The sequence below is a fragment of the Runella sp. genome, from assembly GCF_965279615.1.
GTDB lineage: Bacteria > Bacteroidota > Bacteroidia > Cytophagales > Spirosomataceae > Runella.
The window spans coordinates 7662612-7682976 of record NZ_OZ257252.1 but is presented as its reverse complement, the minus strand read 5'-3'; the positions used below and the strand labels follow the sequence as shown (position 1 = coordinate 7682976).

18 protein-coding genes and 1 tRNA gene are annotated in these 20365 nt (G+C 42.0%); 5 read left to right on the top strand and 14 right to left on the bottom strand.

The window, feature by feature from the left end:
• Nucleotides 1–13: 13 nt before the first annotated feature.
• Complete coding sequence (locus ACQY73_RS32535; RefSeq protein ID WP_428658463.1) at nucleotides 14–1186, top strand: T9SS type A sorting domain-containing protein; 1173 nt, start codon at nucleotides 14–16, stop codon at nucleotides 1184–1186.
• 154 nt (nucleotides 1187–1340) lie between these two features.
• Nucleotides 1341–2714: a sugar transferase gene (locus tag ACQY73_RS32530; protein WP_428658460.1), complete on the top strand. Its 1374-nt coding sequence runs from the start codon at nucleotides 1341–1343 to the stop codon at nucleotides 2712–2714.
• A gap of 328 nt (nucleotides 2715–3042) precedes the next feature.
• On the opposite strand, the gene ACQY73_RS32525 is transcribed toward ACQY73_RS32530, so the two are convergent.
• Nucleotides 3043–4143 carry a nucleotidyltransferase family protein gene (locus ACQY73_RS32525; protein WP_428658458.1) on the bottom strand — a complete coding sequence of 367 codons (1101 nt, stop codon included), beginning with the start codon at nucleotides 4141–4143 and terminating at the stop codon, nucleotides 3043–3045.
• 161 nt (nucleotides 4144–4304) lie between these two features.
• Here ACQY73_RS32525 and ACQY73_RS32520 point away from each other — a divergent pair, with 161 nt between their 5' ends.
• The 3 genes from ACQY73_RS32520 (at nucleotide 4305) to ACQY73_RS32510 (ending at nucleotide 8017) form a co-directional block, all read left to right on the top strand.
• Nucleotides 4305–5786 (top strand): capsule assembly Wzi family protein, encoded by a 1482-nt coding sequence (locus ACQY73_RS32520; protein WP_428658455.1) that lies wholly within the window; start codon nucleotides 4305–4307, stop codon nucleotides 5784–5786.
• A gap of 12 nt (nucleotides 5787–5798) precedes the next feature.
• A complete protein-coding gene (locus tag ACQY73_RS32515) occupies nucleotides 5799–6587 on the top strand; it encodes an ABC transporter substrate-binding protein (protein ID WP_428658452.1) in 789 nt (262 codons plus the stop codon).
• 113 nt (nucleotides 6588–6700) lie between these two features.
• Nucleotides 6701–8017, top strand: coding sequence for a gluconate:H+ symporter (locus ACQY73_RS32510; protein ID WP_428658449.1), 1317 nt, complete (start codon nucleotides 6701–6703; stop codon nucleotides 8015–8017).
• 83 nt (nucleotides 8018–8100) lie between these two features.
• Here ACQY73_RS32510 and ACQY73_RS32505 read toward each other — a convergent pair.
• From ACQY73_RS32505 to ACQY73_RS32445, 13 genes are all read right to left on the bottom strand, one after another.
• Nucleotides 8101–8171: transfer RNA gene (locus ACQY73_RS32505), tRNA-Gln, on the bottom strand.
• Between the two features lie 151 nt (nucleotides 8172–8322).
• On the bottom strand, nucleotides 8323–9198 hold the full coding sequence (gene fabD, locus ACQY73_RS32500) for an ACP S-malonyltransferase (RefSeq protein WP_428658446.1): 876 nt from the start codon (nucleotides 9196–9198) through the stop codon (nucleotides 8323–8325).
• A 50-nt stretch (nucleotides 9199–9248) separates the two neighbouring features.
• Nucleotides 9249–9644 carry a thiol-disulfide oxidoreductase DCC family protein gene (locus tag ACQY73_RS32495; protein WP_428658443.1) on the bottom strand — a complete coding sequence of 132 codons (396 nt, stop codon included), beginning with the start codon at nucleotides 9642–9644 and terminating at the stop codon, nucleotides 9249–9251.
• 32 nt (nucleotides 9645–9676) lie between these two features.
• A complete protein-coding gene (locus ACQY73_RS32490; protein ID WP_428658440.1) occupies nucleotides 9677–10645 on the bottom strand; it encodes a formylglycine-generating enzyme family protein in 969 nt (322 codons plus the stop codon).
• Nucleotides 10646–10688: 43 nt separating this feature from the next.
• Nucleotides 10689–11159: a hypothetical protein gene (locus ACQY73_RS32485; protein ID WP_428658438.1), complete on the bottom strand. Its 471-nt coding sequence runs from the start codon at nucleotides 11157–11159 to the stop codon at nucleotides 10689–10691.
• 106 nt (nucleotides 11160–11265) lie between these two features.
• Nucleotides 11266–11760 carry a hypothetical protein gene (locus ACQY73_RS32480; RefSeq protein ID WP_428658436.1) on the bottom strand — a complete coding sequence of 165 codons (495 nt, stop codon included), beginning with the start codon at nucleotides 11758–11760 and terminating at the stop codon, nucleotides 11266–11268.
• A gap of 57 nt (nucleotides 11761–11817) precedes the next feature.
• Nucleotides 11818–12921, bottom strand: coding sequence for a hypothetical protein (locus ACQY73_RS32475; protein ID WP_428658435.1), 1104 nt, complete (start codon nucleotides 12919–12921; stop codon nucleotides 11818–11820).
• A gap of 8 nt (nucleotides 12922–12929) precedes the next feature.
• Nucleotides 12930–13772, bottom strand: a complete 843-nt coding sequence (locus ACQY73_RS32470; RefSeq protein ID WP_428658433.1) for a TssN family type VI secretion system protein — start codon at nucleotides 13770–13772, stop codon at nucleotides 12930–12932.
• Nucleotides 13773–13864: 92 nt separating this feature from the next.
• The gene (locus tag ACQY73_RS32465) at nucleotides 13865–14809 is read right to left on the bottom strand and encodes a type VI secretion system baseplate subunit TssG (protein WP_428658431.1); all 945 of its coding nucleotides are present in this window, start codon (nucleotides 14807–14809) and stop codon (nucleotides 13865–13867) included.
• Between the two features lie 82 nt (nucleotides 14810–14891).
• Nucleotides 14892–16721 carry a hypothetical protein gene (locus tag ACQY73_RS32460; RefSeq protein ID WP_428658429.1) on the bottom strand — a complete coding sequence of 610 codons (1830 nt, stop codon included), beginning with the start codon at nucleotides 16719–16721 and terminating at the stop codon, nucleotides 14892–14894.
• Between the two features lie 28 nt (nucleotides 16722–16749).
• Nucleotides 16750–17946 (bottom strand): hypothetical protein, encoded by a 1197-nt coding sequence (locus ACQY73_RS32455; protein ID WP_428658427.1) that lies wholly within the window; start codon nucleotides 17944–17946, stop codon nucleotides 16750–16752.
• Nucleotides 17947–17973: 27 nt separating this feature from the next.
• A complete protein-coding gene (locus ACQY73_RS32450) occupies nucleotides 17974–18396 on the bottom strand; it encodes a GPW/gp25 family protein (protein ID WP_428658426.1) in 423 nt (140 codons plus the stop codon).
• A 9-nt stretch (nucleotides 18397–18405) separates the two neighbouring features.
• Nucleotides 18406–20250, bottom strand: coding sequence for a type VI secretion system Vgr family protein (locus tag ACQY73_RS32445; protein WP_428658425.1), 1845 nt, complete (start codon nucleotides 20248–20250; stop codon nucleotides 18406–18408).
• Nucleotides 20251–20365 lie beyond the last annotated feature (115 nt).

The window sequence follows — 20365 nt, the reverse complement described above, 5'->3', positions numbered from 1 at the left end:
CGTTAGATAATTTATGGTTCTTTTTGTTGTTGGTAATTCAAAAAAAGTCTTAGCTTTACTCATCGAAACATCAAAAGCACTATATAATCTTTTTTGTATGAAAAAGCAATTACTTATATTATCAGGAATTATCTGCGCCCATGCCGGTCATGCACAATTCTTCTCCTCGGCTGAAGTATATATCGGTTCCGGAGCAGTAGTTGCTATAAACAGTGAAGTCATTAACCATGGCAGCCTGAAGTCAGAAGGTACGCTTCATCTTCGTAAAGGAATGGCCAACCAAGGTGAAATGGCACTGAATGGACAAGTAGTTTTAGATGGCGAAGGAACTCAATTGCTTCAAAGCAAGAATGCAATAAACGTAGGTTCACTCCTTTTATCGCAGGCAGGCAAGGTAAATTTACAAGCTCCATTGATTGTACAAAATCAACTCAGTTTTGGTAAAGGGATCATAGAAAACAATGAAATGTTTCCACTTGGCTTAGCAGACAACGCTCAAATTACAGGAGCTTCCAATCGCTCACACGTAAAAGGATTTGTTCAAAAATCAGGCGACGATGCATTTAGTTTCCCCGTTGGAGATGGGAGCGAATTACATTCATTTGCCATTTCCAAACCAACAACTTCAGATAACATTTTAGTAGGCTTCGTAGCTCAAAGTCCACGTCGGCTTTCAACTAAACAGGCAGATGAGGTAGAAGAAATAACCGGAGGCACTTATTGGTCTGTTCAGAACAGCAATAACTATAGTAATCTGCAGGTTAGTGTCGCCGCGGAGCAAGCCAACAGTCAAATCCTTCAATTACGTGACAATCAATGGAATATAACTGCCGGAAGTGTTGAGAACAGTGTTGTTTCAGGGCAGGCAGTATTGACTGGAGCGTCCTATTTTACAGTTGGCACGCAAATTGCGGAAGTATCTGAAAAGGCAGAAGTAAGTGTCTATCCAAATCCAAGCAACGGCGCATTCGATATTCGTCTGAAAGGATTTGCACCTAACGAAAACATTTCAGTTGACATTACAGATTTGAACGGACGATCATTGGTAAGACAGGAAGGAAAAGTAAAAGATTTTACAACCAAATATTCACTTGGTGACAGAGCCACGAATGGCAGTTATTTTTTACGAGTTCTTCGTACTGAGAAAAATCAAAGCTTTATCCAAAACCTGCTGATTACTAAGTAAATTCTCTTGGCTGTCTAAGAATATATCAGCAAATAAGCAAGCCCAAGAGCAACTCTTGGGCTTGCTTATTTGCTGATAGGGCATTTAGCCTTGTATTTTCTCCAAACGATTCGCATCTTCTTTTTTGTAAGCATCGTTTTTAATATATGCGATAATGAAGCACCGTTACTCTGTTTTATTTTTACCAATCCATTTGTTGATAGATTTTATCTGTCTCAATGCCTCGTTTTGGTTATCTTATCAATTTATACTTAAGGGAGCAAGCATAAACGTTCACCCTGAATATATATTACTACAAGGATTATATAATCTAATTTGGCTTTTGATGATTTTATTTATCAAGCCGTATCGGTATTCCCGTGTTCGCTTCCATGTTTTTAATCTGATTGAGCAATATGCTACGCTGGTTACTATCCATGCCGCACTCTTTGCTATTTGTTGGATACTTTTGAAAGACCAAAATTATTCTCGGCTGCAACTGCTCTATTTTTATCTCATTTTCTTTGTGGGCGGCAGCCTATGGCGAGTATTTGGCGTAGTTACTTTAAAAATATATAGGGCTACCGGGCACAATACCCGCAACTATGTCATTGTAGGCCACGGAAAATTATCTATTGCCATTAAGCAATTTTATGAAAATCATCCCGAAATGGGGTATCAGTTCTATGGATTTTTTGATAGTCTTACACAAGATAATCGCCTTTATTTGAGGGGGGATTATGAACGTCTGGACACATTGCTTTCGTCCGGGAAAATAGATTGTGTATATTGCTGTGTACCTTACATAAAAAGCGATGAGCTTGATAAGTTGGTTAATAAATCATCTACAAAAGATTATCAGGTAAAGTTAGTAATTGATTTTGTAAGTTTTCTTGGCCGAAAGTCCGTTATTGAGTATCACGATATGATGCCCATCATAAGTCTTTCCAATCAAATGTGGGAAGATGTTAAAATAAAGTGGCTTAAGCGAGTTTTTGATGTTAGTTTTTCTTTATCAGTATTACTTTTTGGTTCTCCTATATTTTTGATGGTTGCAATTATCACAAAGTTTACATCAAAAGGTCCCATCTTTTTTTCTCAGGCACGAACGGGTAAGTTGGGGAGGCGATTTATGATATATAAATTTAGGAGCATGCATGTAGGGGCATGGCAAGGGCACGCCAATGATGATTTTGATGCTCGAATCACTCCTTGGGGAAAATTTATGCGAAAAACACGTTTAGATGAAATTCCACAATTTTATAATGTTTTGAAAGGAGATATGTCAATTGTGGGTCCTCGCCCTTTGGCTGACTATGATGTGAAGACTTTAATGGAAGTAGCTTCTGAGGAATTTAAGCAAATTTTATTAGTCAAGCCCGGTATTACTTCAATTGGTCAGGTAAAATTTGGCTACGCAAGAACAGCAGATGAGATGAAAAAACGCTTACGTTATGACTTGATTTACCTAAAAAAAATATCTTTCTTTTTTGACTTATGGCTTATTATTCACACAGTAGTTGATATGGCAAAAGGAAAAGGCAAATAAGCGTCGACGTTGGGACTATTGCTCAATACATAACCTTGATTTAATAAATTGACAACCTTTTACTGTCTTTATTTTATTAGGATTTTCGCGTGGGTTACTTGGGCAGAAAAGGCCTGTTTTTCAGACAGAAGCAATATCTCAGCAGGGCTTTACGGGTAGTTTTTTTAGGGTAGCTTGATTTCAATTCTTTTCATTAATCACTGCTGAAAAAAAATTTCTCAGTTTAAAAATGTGGTTGGAAAACTAAGCATTGCTACCGATTTGGGAGGGATGTTTAGAAATCAATTTTTTTTTGCCGGCATTCAAAAAACATGGTAATAATTTTGTTTTAACTCCTCATTTTGTATCGAAATACTATTTTTTGGCTAATCCACTGCCCAAGCCGGTATGAATTTGAGGCATTTTTAATAAACAAATAATAAGTCAGTATGTTTCTTGCAACACCAATCACTGCAAATGACAGTAAATTTTCAGGTTTCTTTATAGACAACTTCAAATACAGTTTTTGGGTCTTGCTTTGGTTATTTAATTCGGGTACAATAAAATCAAAACCAAATTGATTGGAAAGAAAAAGCAATCCAACGTGCAGAGCAAATTGAACATTACGCTCTTCTGCATATTTAATAATCGCTTTAAAATCTATTGAGTTGCTCGTTTTGAGAATTGTAAATGCGTCGGGTATCCATCGAATAGAAGGTATCCCTCCAATAGTGCCATGAATTATGGTATGAAAAAGCTGAAAAGAATCTGATAAAATAAAAGTTTGATCGCTCCCCGTCAAGGCAAATGTCTGTCGAAATTCCGATTTTTTTAAAACGCATTCATCCGTATAATATTGAAAAAAGAATGCGTGCCAATGTAAGTCTATATCTATGCCTCCTTCATCAAAACAATGCACTGCATGTATGAGATGTTTGTATTTGAACTCAATCGGGTCAGGGTTATTACCGAATTTTTTTAATATTTCAATGGCAGGCTCTAACTCTTCCCAAGGCACTAATATATCAACGTCGCCCATGGGTCTTACACCAATATCTTTATAATAATGCAATGACATGGGAATTCCTTTGAGCAGCATAGTAGAAATTCCCGCCTCATTACAGGTCTGAATTACCTTTTGGGCTCTGTGCAATAATTTTTGGTTCCGCATCCAAGTGTTTCGGTAAGCATCTCGTAAAGCAGGTAAGAGTGGGTCTTGCGTATGTTCTAAATTTCTGTATATTAATGGAAGTATTCTCTGAGAATCGCCGTCTATATTTATAAAAACTGTATATTTTGCCTCTTCTTTGGTTACGTTTTCAAGTTGCCAGTGTCTTTTCCAAAGCATCCAATAGTGATGTGCTTCCGGCGGCGCAAATAATGCAGCTTTTAAAAGCCAAATTTGATCTTCACGGATTCCAAGCATTTTTTTTGCTTCTACGATAGTCATACTCGTTGTTTAAGGGACAATATAACCAAGATACTTTTTGAGAGACGTTTTTTTTTGATTTTATTTGTTGGCAATTCTTAACTTTCAATGTTATCCGTTAAATGATATTCGAATAACTTTTTCCAAATTAACTGATAACCCACCAAATGGGCTACAACTGAGTGAAAAAATATTTATTAGTATTTACCCTGCTCCTTCTCGGATTTGTGTTTTTTTCGTTTGGTGCATTTTCGCAGGATTCGACGAAAAAGAATTATATCCAACAACAAGTATCAATTTCAGGATACGGTACAACTGCCAATATGCCATTTTGGATGCGCGCCAATCAATATGCTACAGCACCAATATCATCCGGGATTACAATTCAGGCAAGCAAAAAAGACCTTATTAACTTACCTAATAAAACTCATTGGCGAGTTGGGTATGGAATTGATATTTTGGCTAATATTTCTGCCAAAAACCAACTGATTTTACCGGAGTTATATGGGCAATTAAGGTATAAGAAGTGGGAGCTGTATGTAGGTCGAAAACGTGAAATTTTCGGTTTATGTGATACCCTGCTTGGCACCGGCTCTTATATTTGGTCCGGCAATGCTCTGCCAATGCCAAAAATTCAACTTAGCGTTGTTGATTATATACCACTTAAGTTTACCAATAACTCTATTGCTTTAAAAGGAACCTACGCACATGGTTGGTTTGGTGCAAGCGACTATGCTTATAGATACTATCTGCATCAGAAATCCTTTTATGCTCGTATAGGTAAGCTTTCATCACGACTGAAACTTTACGGTGGCCTTAATCATCAGGTACAGTGGGGTGGCAAAACGTATGATAATATCGGGACAGTTAATAACCAAACCCTTCCAAGCAGTTTTAATGATTATCTATTAGTGATAACAGGGTCTTTATTAGGTAAGAGGGGAGGAGCAAATGCTTTTGACTCCACAAACAGAGTGGGAAACCATTTGGGTTCTCTTGATATTGGAGCAGAATTTGAATTTCGTCGAATGAGCCTTTTCGTATATCGACAAAACTTATATGAAGATGGCTCTTTAGCAAGATCACAAAATACAAATATTGGGGATGGGCTTCAGGGGGTTTCTTTAAATATTCTCTATCCTGAACGAACAAAAGGGAAAATCAGCCTAAAAAAAGCGTTGTTTGAATTACTGGTCACTACAAGTCAAGGTGGAAAAATATTCGATATAGATCAGGGAATTTTGGGCCGTGACAACTACTTCAATCACCAACAATATTACGACGGTTGGTCTTATAAACGAAAAATTATCGGTACTCCTTTCATTACCAATTACAAAGACACAAAAGTTCAGGAACCCTTTAACAGCAACGAAATTGCCAGTAATAATAGGGTCATTGTCTATCATTTAGGTTTTGAAGGCTACTATGGAGAAAATCTGCATTTTCTGAGCAAACTTTCTTACAGTTTGAATTATGGCACATACGGTTTTCCTTATCCAACGGTTCCTAAGCAATTCTCGGGTTTATTTCAAGTAGATGGCCAACTCAATTTGTGGGATGGCCTTGAATGGACTGCTGCCGTTGCTTTAGATCAAGGAGAGCTTTATAAAAATACATTTGGCGGAAAAATAGGCATTCGAAAGTCTTGGTCAGGTAAAAAGTAGTATTCTCTTTCTATGAAAATTTCTGTGGAAGACCAAATGAACAATGAGGTAACATTACTTCATTTACCTCAACGCATTGTTTCACTCGTGCCTTCACAAACCGAATTATTATTTGATCTGGGGCTGGAGTCGGAAATTGTTGGAATTACGAATTATTGTATTCATCCTGCCGATAAAGTAAAATATAAAACCAGAATCGGGGGAACAAAGAACATTGTTATTGAGGCAATTAAAACACTGAAGCCGGATCTGATTATCGGTAATAAAGAAGAAAATCAGCAGGAAAGCATCGAAAATCTAAAAAAGCATTTTCCCGTATGGATGTCAGATATCTTCTGCCTTGATGATGCTGTTGATATGATTTTGACAGTTGGTGTCCTCGTTGGAAAAACATCAGAGGCTGAGACTATTGCTTCAAGTATTCAAGCATCCTTTTCCGGACTTCAGTCTGTTACTACTCAATTTAAAACCGCAGCCTACTTCATTTGGCGTAAACCGTATATGGTTGCTGCTTCTCATACGTTTATCGACGATATGCTTTACAGGGCGGGCTTTCAAAATGTTTTCAGCACATGGGATCGTTATCCTGAAATAACTGCTGCACAGCTGAAAGAAGCTCAGCCTGAGTACATTTTTTTATCTTCCGAGCCTTACCCATTTAAAGAGAAGCACATCACCGAATTTCAGGATATATGCCCCAAGGCTCGCATTTCGGTGGTAGATGGAGAACTCTTCAGTTGGTATGGGAGTAGATTGCAGCATTCCGCTGCTTACTTTTCAAAGCTTGTTCAATTAGGTTAAAATCATTCAGCTCTCTATTTTGTACAAGTTATTCTCAATTAAGTTATTATTATTGCAAGAACTAACTGTACCAAGTTAGTTACCCAATCCTAACTTCTTAACTCTTACTCTTTATGCTCTTATTGTACGTCCTGCTGGGCATTTTAGCACTTATCCTTTTAGTAGCTTATTTTCATTTGGATACCTTTATTTCCTTTGTGATTGTCAGTATCGGGCTTGGCTTGGCGTGTGGCATGAGCGTCACCGCGATCAGTCAATCCCTCGAAAAAGGCATTGGAGGCACTCTTGGATCATTGGTAATTATTATCGGTTTTGGCTCCATGCTTGGAAAGCTCGTGGCCGATAGTGGCGCCGCTCAACGGATCACCACCACCCTGATGAATATTTTTGGATTAAAATACCTGCCTTGGGGATTGGCATTGGCCGGCTTTATCATTGGCCTTCCGCTGTTTTACAATGCAGGGTTTGTGATTGTCATTCCTCTTATTTTTACCATTGCGGCATCTACCCGATTACCCATGTTGTATGTAGCAGTTCCTATGCTGTCGGCATTATCGGTAGCGCACGGTTATTTGCCTCCACACCCCTCTCCTACGGCCATTGCGGCGCAGTTCCATGCCAATGTGGGTCAAACGCTTTTTTATGGCATGATCGTAGCGATTCCGGCCATTATACTTGCCGGGCCCGTTTTTGCAACAACACTCAAAAAATACAACCCAAAACCTGATGCGTCTTTGTTTCAAAACAAGCAATTCAGCGAGTCAGAAATGCCGAGTCTGGGTGTCAGTTTGGGTGTATCCCTGTTACCGTTGTTCTTATTGACCTTAATGCCTTGGTTGAAGGGATATTTTGCGGAAGACAGCATTCTCTATAAAACCTTTGCCTTTTTGGGAGACCCTTCTATCTCAATGCTCTTTTCTGTACTTGTTGCCATCTATTTTTTGGGGATAAAACGCGGCAGGACCACCAAAAACGTCATGAAATCGCTTGAAGAAGCTTTCAAGGGTGTTTCTATTATTTTGTTGATCGTGGCAGGTGCAGGAGGATTTAAACAAATATTGACCGACGGCGGGGTCAGCAAATACATTGGCGAATTGTTAGCAGGAGTTGATGTATCACCACTTATTTTAGGATGGGCAATTGCCGGGGTGATTCGGATCTGTGTGGGGTCAGCAACAGTAGCAGGCCTGACAGCGGTAGGTATCATAGCACCCTTGGTTCAAAGTCAGGGAGTAAAACCTGAATTGATGGTATTAGCCATTGGCTCAGGTAGCTTAATCTGTTCACACCTTAACGACGGAGGATTTTGGTTGTTTAAAGAATATTTCAACCTTTCCATTAAAGAAACGTTACAAACCTGGACGGTCATGGAAACCATCGTGTCAATCGTAGGTTTAGCAGGAGTTTTGATACTGGACCGGTTTGTGTGACAATAAAAGTGCCCCGGTTTTCATTAACTTGTGTACCACATAGAATACAAATAAAAAAGCCTCGCAATTGCGAGGCTTTTTCGTTGGCGGACAAGGACTCGAACCCTGAATAAAAGAACCAAAATCTTCTGTGTTACCATTACACCATCCACCAATTCTGTTTTGGTGGTGCAAAAGTAGCCCTTTATCGGTTACGTGTCAAGTCGTTTTCAAAAAAAGTCGGAACAAAAAACAACAACTTTACCTTTGGAATTGATAATCAGGGAGTTTATAGCAAATAAAAAATTAAACTTTTTTAGTCTGTTTTACACTCCTGCCGTATTTACCTCAGAGGCTATTTTTTTTACCAAGCCCTGTAACACCTTTCCCGGACCGCATTCTACAAATTCTGTAGCACCGTCAGCCACCATAGCACGTACCGATTGTGTCCAACGAACGGGTGCAGTAAGTTGTGCGATCAAATTTTCTTTGATGGTTTCTATCTCCGTCGCCGCCTGTGCATTTACGTTTTGGTAAATAGGGCAACGCGGCGTTGAGAAGGCGGTAGATGCAATGGCAGCAGCTAATTCTTCGCGGGCAGGCTCCATAAGCGGCGAATGGAATGCTCCTCCAACCGGCAATGGCAATACACGTTTAGCACCGGCTTCTTTCAATTTCTCGCCGGCTAAGCGTACGCCTTCGTGCGTACCTGAAATAACCACTTGACCGGGACAGTTAAAATTGGCCGCTACTACAACCTCGCCTTCGATTGACGCGCAAATCTCTTCGATTTTAGCATCGTCCAAGCCTAATACCGCCGCCATCGTTGAAGGGCTTATGACACAGGCGCGTTGCATGGCATCCGCACGTTTGGCTACCAAACGTAACGCATCTTCAAACGCTAAGGCTCCTGCGGCTACCAATGCCGAAAATTCGCCCAATGAATGGCCTGCGACCATGTCAGGCTGGAAATTTTCAATCGTGGAGGCTAAAATAACCGAATGCAGGAAGATGGCAGGTTGAGTTACATCCGTTTGTTTGAGTTCTTCGTCAGTACCTTCAAACATTACTTTTGTTATTTCAAAACCCAAAATTTCATTCGCTTTATCAAACAGCGCACGAGCTTGGGCATTATTTTCGTATAAATCTTTGCCCATACCGCTGAATTGGGAGCCCTGGCCGGGGAAAACGTATGCTTTCATTAAGTTGGTCATTGAGTGAATTATGAATTAATGACTGCAAACTTACTCACTCACTCCATCACAAACAATTTTTTCTCTTCAGGTGTCGGGATACGACATGCCTCTGTTTTGCCAAAGAGACGATACCTGTTTTTGGCAATAAGATCGTAAAAGAAATCACGAATAAAACGGGGTACAAATCGAAAAACAGCCAACCAAGCCCATCCTTTCAGATAACGTGCGATCTCCAGCGCAGCGGCCGATTTCTCGTATAATTTCCCGTCTCTCAGTAAAAGTACAGAGTCAAAATCACTCGTTTGACGATTACTTTCTTTTAATATTCGCTGTCCGAACGATGATTGAAGCGAGGCAAATCGAAAACGATGTGCAGGATCGTGGTCAATGACGAAGTTGATGGTGGAATTGCAAAAATTGCAAACACCGTCAAAAAGGATTACATCTGACATGGCTAATGAATGATTACGGCGTGGCCCTTTGATTACTCATAACACACCCGAAATCCTACCGTAGGCTTTTTAGAAGCAGGTGCTAAGCCATAACGAAACGTTAGGGGTTTGGGTTCGTCGCCAAAAGAACGCCCTCTTACTACTCTTCCACTGCCCTGAGCAGGGCCGGCGGGGTTATTGGGGGGGCTACCGGCGTAATATCCTTTGTCGTACCAGTCGGCGCACCATTCGGCGGCATTGCCGCCAATATCAAAAATCCCTTGTTTATTGGCTTTTTTAGTCCCTACGGGCTTCGTACCACCTCCATCGGTGTTGCCCATATACCAACCCGTTTCTTCCGTAGCAGCGGCATTTTTATTAGCTCCTCCGCACGCTGCGTATTCCCATTCGGCTTCGGTTAAAAGGCGTATTTTCTTTCCTTCCTGTTTTGAAAGCCATTCGCAATAAGCTACAGCTTCATTCCAGGATACTCCTACAATAGGATGTTCCTCTTGCCATCCCCAACTGGGCACCGGCGGCATTGCTCCTCCTGTGGCCTTCGTAAATGCTTTATATTGGGCTACCGTTACTTCATGCTTTGCTACATAAAAGTCTTTTATCGTTACAGCATGTACCGGACGTTCATCAATAGCCCCTTTGTCATCGCCCATCGAAAATGTGCCGCCTTTTACCAACACAAAATCAGGCACTTTAGTAGCGGTTTCCGATTTTAAGGGTGTAGCATTGGAATTTGTGTTCTTTTTAGTGATCGGCGTGGGATCAGGGGTTACTGTAGTATTATTTTTTTTCAGCGCTTTCTCCGTTTTTTGAAGTTGGCTCTTACAATAAGGCTCTTCATTTCGGATGCGCAGCGCCCGTTGGTAATTTTCTTTGGCACATTGATAATCCTGCTTATTAAAACACGCATCTGCCCGTTTTTTATAATCATCAAACGTTACTTTTTGGGCAAAACCAACGCTCACCAAAAGTATACAGCTCAAAAGAAGGAGTAAACGAGTCATTTTTGCTTTTGCCGATTAAATAAATTTCACTCAAAAACGTGATCTATTGTTGAGCGCGTTGCTGTTGAAGCTGTTGGAGTTGCAGGTCAAGTTGTTGTTTTTCCTGAACCAACTGGCTGTATTTGGCCGTAAGTTGTTTCCATTCATCGTCCTGTATCGTTCGGGCATTTCCCAGATCTTTTACAAAAGCCTCATAACTTTTCAACACCGCACTAAACAGCGGTTTGTTATAATGCAATTGAAGTTGGGTAATAAACCCAAATATGGTTTGCAATTGACCCGCCGAAAGGTTTTGTGATTTGGTAAGCCCTCGGATATAGTCGTCTAAACGGCCGGTTTCGACCAGGAAATTTTTAATCTCCGTTTCGGTCGACTGGTTTCGTTCAAGCGCCAGTTCAGGAATTTTACGCAAATTGAGGTAAATTGAAATGCCCAACAAAGCAACAACTCCTGCGTAACAAACCCAGAAGTATAAGATGCGGGAACTTCGTATTTCACTATTGAGGGATTTCATATTTTTTAAAAAAGTGGGATTTCAGAAGCAGAAAGTCATAAATGAGAAAATTAATTGTATTTCATGAACAACTGCTTTACACTCTTAACCTTTATTCATTCAACTTTTATTTGGTTGGAGCAACGGGCGGAGGTGGTGGAGGTTGGGAAGAGATGATCATGATCTGCTGACGAATGAGCTGATTCGACTGCGTCAATTGCTCAATTTGGTCTTTATACGCCTGCTTTTTTGTCACAAGGTCTTTTTGATTGGTTACCGCTTCTTCGTTTACTTTGATCAACGAATAATAATTCCGGATCACTCGTCTAAAAACCGTATCCAACGACGTAGCCGCCGCAGGACGTTTTTGCATTTCGCTCAACCGCCCTTGCAAATTACCTTTTGTTTGTGCCAAAATACTTTGATCTGTTCCTTTGATCGCCAATTTGAATGAACGATAAAGTGTATCCAGCAACTGAGCGTCGGTCGTAAACTGCGCTTCTGTTTGGGAAGAAAGCGCCGTTTTTCCCGCCGAGCGCGGCTTTAGGAAACGATAGCTTATGGCTGTCAACAATACAAAAAACAGCAAACTAACCAGAAGATATTTTAAGAAAGGACTCATGCTTTAGTCAATAGTTGGCAATTTACAGGCACTGAAAACTCTTTGTTAAACGATTTACTAACGATATTGCTCACGGCCTCGGTAGCCGCCGTCGCTGTCGCCCTTGTAAACGTATTCCAATCCGCTCAATTCGTTAAAGATGGCATTTAGATTATCCAGAAAATCCTTGATCAATGTAAACGTAGGAACCACATCGTTGTGATTGTATTGGATCTTGACCAACAAGTTAAGCTTTGCTTCAAACGATGCCTGAGTTACCCCAAATCGTTGCCCAAAATAGTTGTACATGTATTCTTTGTTGCGCTGAGGTAAACACCGCAAGGTGCCCATAAATACCCGGGCAAAGCGCGCAAAATACTCCACAAAATACGCAGGCGATGATTCATTGAGGATCAACCGATACTGGTCGTAGGAATCAGCAATGTGCAAAATTACCTTCTGGGCCAATATCCCTACATTTTTTGACCAATCATCCTGCGCTTTTAGATAGACGTTCTGCACGGTGGTTTCGGCATTTTTGTCAATCTGCCCGATCAAGGCGTCAAAATGGTCATAATACCACATCAATGTTGGATGTGAGCCGATATTCATGCACGGCGGCACATATTCCCACTCCGACAGCAAATTAAATTGTTGGTTTACTTTTTTAAGCTTTCCTACCACTAAATGATGAATACCGGAGGTGTTGTGCCTGATATGCTCCGCCGTAGCCACCGCCAATCGAATTGACGGCATCCAATAAGGCAACCGCAAAGGGGATTCTCTGGGATCAGGTTCGCCAAACGGCACCACACCGGTAGGGTCTATAATAAGTAATACATAAAACTCCGTGCTGCGCTCATTGAGCAATTCGTTCTGAATGCTTGATAAAGAACACGTTAGTGAGGGCTGGCCGGCATACGCAGGAAATTCAATGCGGACACCGCCGGGGGTTACAGCTCTGCAAAACGGAAGCGTGAGCTCATTACCGTTTTGACTCAGTTGACAAACCTTGCCGTCGTCGGAAGGCAAGAGGCCATACGTATGCGCGTTTAAGTGCGTACGGGCAACATCGCACATTGCGTCGATTGCTGCCAAATCACTGCCCAACAGGTGATCTTTCGTGATCTTCATCCCGTCCACCCAGTTGATCGGTAAATGCTTAGAAGTTGGAGTTGCCATACGTACGTTTAATCAGTATAACTACGTGCATTGATCGGTGTGCTCGTGGTTACGTTGTTTTGTATAAATGTTTTTTCAGGATCAAGGTATTTTTTAAACAATCCCCAAAACGAGGACGTGTAAAAAACCCAACCAACGGCCCGCCCCGTTTGAACATCTTCAAACAGAATAGGATTGTTGGGGTCAACTTTGGTGTTGTATAAATTCATCATATAATGGAGCCATTCGCCCAAGGTTCGGTCTTTGGGCGCTTCAAACTCGTGTCCTTCCCACGTAGGGTCATTGGGTTTTTTACTGATTCTGACTTTTACCCGCATAGTATTACGCAATTCTATCCCCGGCACTCTTGACGTGACCGGATAATACCACTTTTTATATACATTGGGCGGAATGGCTGTCCAAAAATCATACGATTTTATAAATAAATAGGGCAATAAATACCGTAAAGCCCCCAACGAAAGATACGGGCTCAACATTCCTGTTTGTTTGGAAATGAGAGAGTAAGAAAGAATAAACCCTGCCATTCCGAAAAACATGAGCGAGACACACAACCAAAATCCCGGCGCAAACTCTTTGCGCAAAAGCCAAGACGAAAAGGTTTTGTAGGCCGTCAGTAAAAAGACAACTCCTAAGATCAATGCTCCCGTTTCAAATACAATAAAGCCCAATGAAAGCGATGATATTTGACTGACAATAGCGCCTAATGCAGTAAACAACGCAAAAACGATGAGCGCATGCATCAACAATTTTTTGGAAAAAATGGCTGTTGATTTCAGATAAGCAACAATTCCTAAATTGGCTATTCCAAAGACAATGTTTCCAATTAAAAGTGTAAGTATTGTTGACGACATTCCTGCTATTGATTGATTCTTTAAAACTTAATTTACACTGACAAACCTAAACGTTGATGATGAGTCATTGGCGCATTTTTCACTAAAAATACTCATAAAACCGTAGTAAATCCTAATAGAGCACCCTGACCCTGTGGATTTAATTGAAATCCTTCCGTTGATCTTGGGGTCAATAATTCCAAGCGCCAATCCAGCTCAATCGGAATCAGTAAGCTCGCCAGAAAATCAACGATTTCTCTACTTTTACCGTTAGGTACATACTCTTTCATTTTGAATGCGTCCAACGGTCCTATCGTAACTTTCAAACAAAGCGGTTGATCGCCCAACGAAGGAGTTGCAATAACGGTATCTACTCCCAACGACGCTTCTCCCAAAGGCATGAACGATGTTTCTACGGGCAACCATTGAAATAGGGATTCGTAAGTAAGTTCAACGGGTTCGCCCAACATTTGCTCAAAACAATCCTGCATCCAAACCAAATTACCGGCCGCTTTGTGGGCAATGGTTGTTATTTGAAACAACGAGGCCTCTTGGTTGTCGGTCAGTGCCAAATCTGCACTTTCAGGCCAAAAAATGGCCAAAAACTCCTTCAAAAATCCCTTATCCTGACCCGCTAACGCTTGTTTTTCAAACTGCTCGATCCGTACCCGCTGATGCGTGATGGCATTGTCGAACGGTAAAAAAAACTGTCGGGCTTCGTCTTCCTGCTGTTCTTCTTCGGCGCGGATCTCATCCCATTGCTCATCTGTTTTGTTACGCCCCGTGGGGCGGTGGAAAAGGCGTTCGGGCAATGTATCGTACAATCCATCGCGGGGTGTATTGACCCGATACCAGGAAGTACCGCTCAGTTCGTTGAAAACTTCTTCTATATCTGCAACATCCCGTTCGTAAAAATACGCCGACGAACGTTCGGGATAAATAACGATTTCTTCTTTCCGACAAAACCCACTCTCAATCAATTCATCAACGATTGCTTCCACCCGCAGACGTCTGACGGGTAGTTGATCCAGCACTATTTTGAGTTCTTCGGTCGGCATTTATCAGTGGGGTTGTCTTAGAAAAATACGGTTTATCTCTACTTTGGTAAATGTGAATACCGGGCAGACGCAAGGCCTGCCCCTACGATGAGGTGCCGTTTACCAATATTCGAATGGGCAGTATCCCTGATGATTGTTCTTCCAAAAGATGCTTGATTCGTAAACTATACTCAGACCATTGTTCAGGCGGCAGCGGCTTTGCCGGATTAGGAATCAGATTAATGTCCAACGTCCGTTGTAAGCCTTGGTATTGAGAGGCTCCCATGGTGAATCCTTTAGTTATCTCTACCCGTTTTAACTTATCTCCCAGTTCTGCAAAACAAACGGCTTTGTAATCTTCCATCGTTACAGCACGCCCGCGAGTAAGAATCGCTTTTTTAAAAACAGGCAAGTTATCGTCTCCCTGAAGCGGTCGTTGGCCTCCTTTTGTGGTGGTGAGCAACATCGTTACTTCATCCGTAAAGGCAATATTGCTACGGTCACGCATCAATCTGGTGCCAAAAGCGAGGTTGTTTGCCGCATCAGCTTTGGTCGTCCAATAGCGCACATTGAGCCGTCCGCTTTTTTCGCCGGTTTTGGCGCTGATGAACCAATTTTGGAAATTATCTTTCTTAATGATATTACTGATCCGTTCCAGTCGTTTGCGAATTTCCTCTACATCACTTTCTATTTCACCCCTCCCCAGCGCCATAAACATGGCTCCTTCGTCACGAAGCAGGTCTACCAAATACGACAATATTTCGGAAGCATCCCGTTCGTCAAAGCGAGCAACACCTCCCTGACGCAACAAATATTGATTGTTATTGTCCCGATTAAATTGCTGCACATTGGCCAACTTTATCCCCGCCGGAGTCTCTACCTCAATCATATCGAGAAAGAAATCGGTCTCTTCGGTACGAATAGGAAATACATTGAATAATGATCTTAATTCCTGAAAATTAGTAACCGCCCGGCGATTCATCACCGGAAAGGCGTTCACATCCAAGTACATCCGCGAAAGTATCTCAGGCGACAATCCTCCCGGAAACTTGATCTTTATCCAAAATAATTCCTGTACAAAATACCGTTGAAGTTCATCAGGGCGCAAAAAGGTGCTGATGGCCTCGGGATATTTTTTCTTTTGATTTTGGATCGGGATCTCCTGTCCCGTTTGTCTATTACGGCTGCTGATGCTCAATACATGGGCATCATATTGGCGTTGGATGGTGCGTTCGATCCGAGCCGAAGCCCCCAATTCATTGGAAAGACCATCAAAAGGCTTTTTATTGACCAATCCATGCGAAACCTGAAGTTCTTCCGTATCGGTAAACATCCGGACATCCAATAAACGACTGAGGTGAGTACTGCGCGAAGGGTCATTACGCCAATCAAAAAAGAGCGAAAGATCATCAAGTGTTTCCAGATCTTCATTTAACGATAGTCCGATCCAGACTTCATCCGACGGCAACGCCTGATCCATAAAGAACTCACGCGGCGCTCCTCCCATGCCCATTTCCCGAATACGACTTTGGATGATCACCGTATTCAATCGCAAATTATGCAACGTGTATTGACCCACCGACGAGAAGAAGAACTCTTTGCCCGCCATAGCGCAATTAAATGTATGCTCGGGTAATACATCGAAGAAAGGATCAAGGATACCCACTTTCATCATGGCGTGAGCGGGCTGCGGCCCCGTAAGCACCTCGGGAGTAAGCAAATGCGCCAACCGCTGAACTACCCGGCTACGCGAATTATCCAGTTCGTGATGCACATTTTCAAGGCCTGTCGCAAACGCTCCCAACAGCATTCCCACCAGAGGGTCGAAACTCTCAATGGCCAGATCGCTTTCGTCATAATGCCACAAACGCGCAATTTCCCGAATCATTTCGCTTCGGATGTGCTCACGCGTTTTATATCGTTTGGGTTCCATTTTTTCAGTTTACCGGTAAATATCTATCCTACAAGTTCCCATAAAGCATTGCCCATATATCTTCAAAATTCATTCTTACCCAAGCTCCTTTATCATCCAAATCACTGTAGTTAAGGTCTATGCGTGGAGTATATGGATTATCATCATAGTCGATCCCTTTAGTGCCCGCATCAAATTCATCACTGTATTTTGAGAAATATTTACGCACCGATGCCGGCATTGGCGGAAGGCTCTGAGTAGAGGTGGCCGTTTTTAGTTGATACATATATTCATACATTTCCCTTCCTCCGGGTTCAATACTCCAATCTACCCAATCCAATTTACCCATTTGGATCATAGGGCGATTTTGACGCGTTGAAATCAGGTCTTTCAATTCATCAATTTTACTCACGATCCTGCTGACCATTGGTCCTATATAAAGATTGTTATACAGTGAAAAAACGCCCGAAGCACCCAAGAGGGTGCCTCCCGCGCTGGCAATCGTCGCCGAAAAGCTCACACCCGACAATGCCGTATCCATTGTCGTTTTTCCGCCCCCTAAAAATGATTTTGCGCCATCGCCTATCTGCCAGATGGCTATGAGTTTATTGAGTATTTCCAACGAACGTAAAACCTTACCTATTCTTTTGTTTTGTAATTCAACCATAAATGAATTAGGGTTTTTCCAACCGTGCATGGTAGCCTGCGTTCGTAAAGTAGTTCCCAGATAACTGATTTCTCTCATGGTTGTTGAGGCATCTGCAACCCAACTTTGAGCTACCAGTAACGAATCCAAAATCGTGGCATATTCAAACGCAAGTTGTTTTAAATGGCTTTCATTGCTTTTCCTGAAATCTGAACGCTGCATTTCTTTCATTTCAGGGAGTGCCGCCTGCGACTTTCTGATAAACTTTTGAGTATCATCGTAGGTTTGGCGAATGTTTGCCAGTACTTCACTTTCCTTTATTTTATCGGACTCCTCCATTGCCTGATCAACTCTATCCGTCCATGCCCCAAGCCATTCGAGTTCTTCATCACTGACAGCATCGCCGGGATTTGATTTAAGCAGCGGTGCAATACGCGTCTCAGCCTCCACAAGAGTTTTTGCAACAATGAGTGGAATAGCTTTAAAATTCTTGGTATACTCAGTCGCCTCGGACAGCAATAAATCACGCTTTTCCCTATAAAAAGCGATTACTGATCGGTTTGTTTCATCAGCAGGGCCATCACCAAAAAACTGTCCCATCTCATTTATATATTGTTTGCCTGAAGATTATGAATACCTCACCAATCGAAACTTCATATCTTTCAATCGCTCCTGCGTCTGAACGAGCGTGCTTGCTATAATGATCTGAATATAACGGCAAATACGCGGGCTTCCGCCTTCTACTTTTTCTTCTACATCCGTTATGTCAATGTCTACTTTATTGATTATAATTCGTTGTTCAAACTTTTTCAGGTACTCTTCTACTGAACGTTTAATTTGATCTTTACTGGGTGTATCTCTTAGCTGACGAAAATCATAGCCGTGAATAATACACCCGTAATTATGGTCAAAATGAAATTCTTTCGGTTTAGAAGCAAGGTAAAGTGAGATATTTTGCGCAATAGACTCTTCCACCGAAATCTTTTCGGTGAATTGACGCTTCATCAATGAGCCAAAAGACGGCGGAACAGGATAATATTCGTCGGCCATAGTACAGGATCAGTTAATTTCTACCATTGCGCCTTTCAACGTTGCTTTAGGGCCACCTTTGAGATCAAGGTTGGCTCCCGCTTCAACTTTGGCATCAGCGGTGGCTTTTATCGTAATGTTTTTTCCATCCAGGTTTAAGTCGGTTCCTGCTGAAATTGACATTTTTTTGCCTGAACCCACTTTTACTTCTTCTTCTGAATTCACATCAACGGATTTTTTCCCTTTGATATTCACTACATCAGAACCTGTCATATTGATTTTGGAGGCGTTCATATTAATGGTACCCGCACTGATATTGACAGTACCTTCGCTTTTGATATTGATATGAGAGCCTCCGTCAAGCGACAATTCGATCTTGTTTTTATTTTCTTTATTAAAGATCTGAATTTTCTCTTTGCCATCAGTATCATCAATGATAATATGATTCCCGCCTCTGGTAATAATTCCTTTGATATGATTATCCGCTTTGAAGAGTTCATCGCCGGGTTTGCGTGGTCCGGGATCATTCGCATACATACTTCCACAAACGTAAGGCAGGTCAGGATTCCCAAATTCAAAATCCACCATTACCATATCGTGTACTTCAGGAATAAAATAGCTTTTTGAGAGACTTGTCATCATACTCGACACTCGGATGAAAGGCGTCGTTTCGCCTTCCGGTTGCCATCCGAACTGCACTTTTACCCGGCCCAATTTCAACGGATCATCGGTTGATCTTACCTGCGCAATGTGCGGCCGGGCTACCGGAGTCACAATCCTATAATCTACAGGAGGAAAAGTACTGTCTTGCGGTACAGCCTCAAAATTGGCCTGATACACCCCGCGCGCATCCACAAAATGATTGAGTCGGGTCACCACAAATGTCCCGTAATCAATGGTATCTGTCCGCACGCCATCTATAAATACAGGCTCGGTGATGGCCACCAGCCCGCCTATTTTCATTTCCATTTCGGGACTGCGTCCCGTAAACACGGCCAATTTGTTGGCCTGTTCGCTTCTTTTAAGTTTTACGGCTGTTTTCAGACTATTTTCATCGGCATGGTCGGTGAAATTAATATTGACCAATGGGTCAGTAAAAACCTCTTTTGACCGATCAAAGGTCATTTGAGAGAAGGAGCTCAGCCCCTCTACCTGCTCACTTGCTGAATCTGCCTCGAATAACTTAAATGCTTCATAATTAAAATAAGAAGCCTTAAAATTGAGCGGCGTCACACGCAGGCCGTATTCCATGTCAAACAGGTTCGTACCGTGCGTCAATGCAACCGTAGGGGAAGTTTGTCGGGCGCCTTTTCCAAAAATAAAGTCACGCCCATCGTAAAACATCCATTCGCCAAACTCTTCAGCCAGTCGTTGCAGAAAATGGAAGTTATCTTCTTCATACTGAGTCACGTACGGTATAGGAGCAGCATGTTCAGGTGAAAAGACGGCTGAAAAATCAAATGGGGTAAGCACGTCATTCACAATATCGCCTAATGCTTTTTGGGTAAATGTACGTGTAGTTACGCCGGCCGATAATTGAATGGTGGGGCTCAGCCCTGAGATCAAATAGGTGCTGGATTGACTTTGCCCTTTGACCAATCGCACCGAAGTAACGATTCCCGAAAAAATCTGAGTTTGTTCCGTTACACCCAATCGACCTTGTCGAAGCGTGATCGCGGCCTTCTTTCCCACAAATTTATCCGCCAATTCCCTTAGTTTTATAGATCGGTTGGCGAGCATATCCGGCGATACACTGATTTCAAAATCGTGGTGACTTTCAAACCGTTGACCAATTCTTAGGTGATTGACGCGCCGAATGGTTTCACCGTTGATGGTGATTTCAGTGCTGGCAGTAAAAGTGTTGGTGAGGGCCATGATGTAACATGTAACTTGCTGAAACTTAAAAAAAACAGATAATCGCTAAAAAAAGGCAATTGTGCCACATTGACGAAACTTGAAGTCGCGCAATGTGGCACAAGCCGGGGCCTGA

Excerpts from the sequence above, each read along its gene's own strand:
- ACQY73_RS32535 (WP_428658463.1), top strand. The coding sequence starts at position 14 with ATGGTTCTTTTTGTTGTTGGTAATTCAAAAAAAGTCTTAGCTTTACTC.
- ACQY73_RS32530 (WP_428658460.1), top strand. The coding sequence starts at position 1,341 with ATGAAGCACCGTTACTCTGTTTTATTTTTACCAATCCATTTGTTGATA.
- ACQY73_RS32525 (WP_428658458.1), bottom strand. The coding sequence starts at position 4,143 with ATGACTATCGTAGAAGCAAAAAAAATGCTTGGAATCCGTGAAGATCAA.
- ACQY73_RS32515 (WP_428658452.1), top strand. The coding sequence starts at position 5,799 with ATGAAAATTTCTGTGGAAGACCAAATGAACAATGAGGTAACATTACTT.
- ACQY73_RS32510 (WP_428658449.1), top strand. The coding sequence starts at position 6,701 with ATGCTCTTATTGTACGTCCTGCTGGGCATTTTAGCACTTATCCTTTTA.
- fabD (WP_428658446.1), bottom strand. The coding sequence starts at position 9,198 with ATGAAAGCATACGTTTTCCCCGGCCAGGGCTCCCAATTCAGCGGTATG.
- ACQY73_RS32495 (WP_428658443.1), bottom strand. The coding sequence starts at position 9,644 with ATGTCAGATGTAATCCTTTTTGACGGTGTTTGCAATTTTTGCAATTCC.
- ACQY73_RS32490 (WP_428658440.1), bottom strand. The coding sequence starts at position 10,645 with ATGACTCGTTTACTCCTTCTTTTGAGCTGTATACTTTTGGTGAGCGTT.
- ACQY73_RS32485 (WP_428658438.1), bottom strand. The coding sequence starts at position 11,159 with ATGAAATCCCTCAATAGTGAAATACGAAGTTCCCGCATCTTATACTTC.
- ACQY73_RS32480 (WP_428658436.1), bottom strand. The coding sequence starts at position 11,760 with ATGAGTCCTTTCTTAAAATATCTTCTGGTTAGTTTGCTGTTTTTTGTA.
- ACQY73_RS32475 (WP_428658435.1), bottom strand. The coding sequence starts at position 12,921 with ATGGCAACTCCAACTTCTAAGCATTTACCGATCAACTGGGTGGACGGG.
- ACQY73_RS32470 (WP_428658433.1), bottom strand. The coding sequence starts at position 13,772 with ATGTCGTCAACAATACTTACACTTTTAATTGGAAACATTGTCTTTGGA.
- ACQY73_RS32465 (WP_428658431.1), bottom strand. The coding sequence starts at position 14,809 with ATGCCGACCGAAGAACTCAAAATAGTGCTGGATCAACTACCCGTCAGA.
- ACQY73_RS32460 (WP_428658429.1), bottom strand. The coding sequence starts at position 16,721 with ATGGAACCCAAACGATATAAAACGCGTGAGCACATCCGAAGCGAAATG.
- ACQY73_RS32455 (WP_428658427.1), bottom strand. The coding sequence starts at position 17,946 with ATGGGACAGTTTTTTGGTGATGGCCCTGCTGATGAAACAAACCGATCA.
- ACQY73_RS32450 (WP_428658426.1), bottom strand. The coding sequence starts at position 18,396 with ATGGCCGACGAATATTATCCTGTTCCGCCGTCTTTTGGCTCATTGATG.
- ACQY73_RS32445 (WP_428658425.1), bottom strand. The coding sequence starts at position 20,250 with ATGGCCCTCACCAACACTTTTACTGCCAGCACTGAAATCACCATCAAC.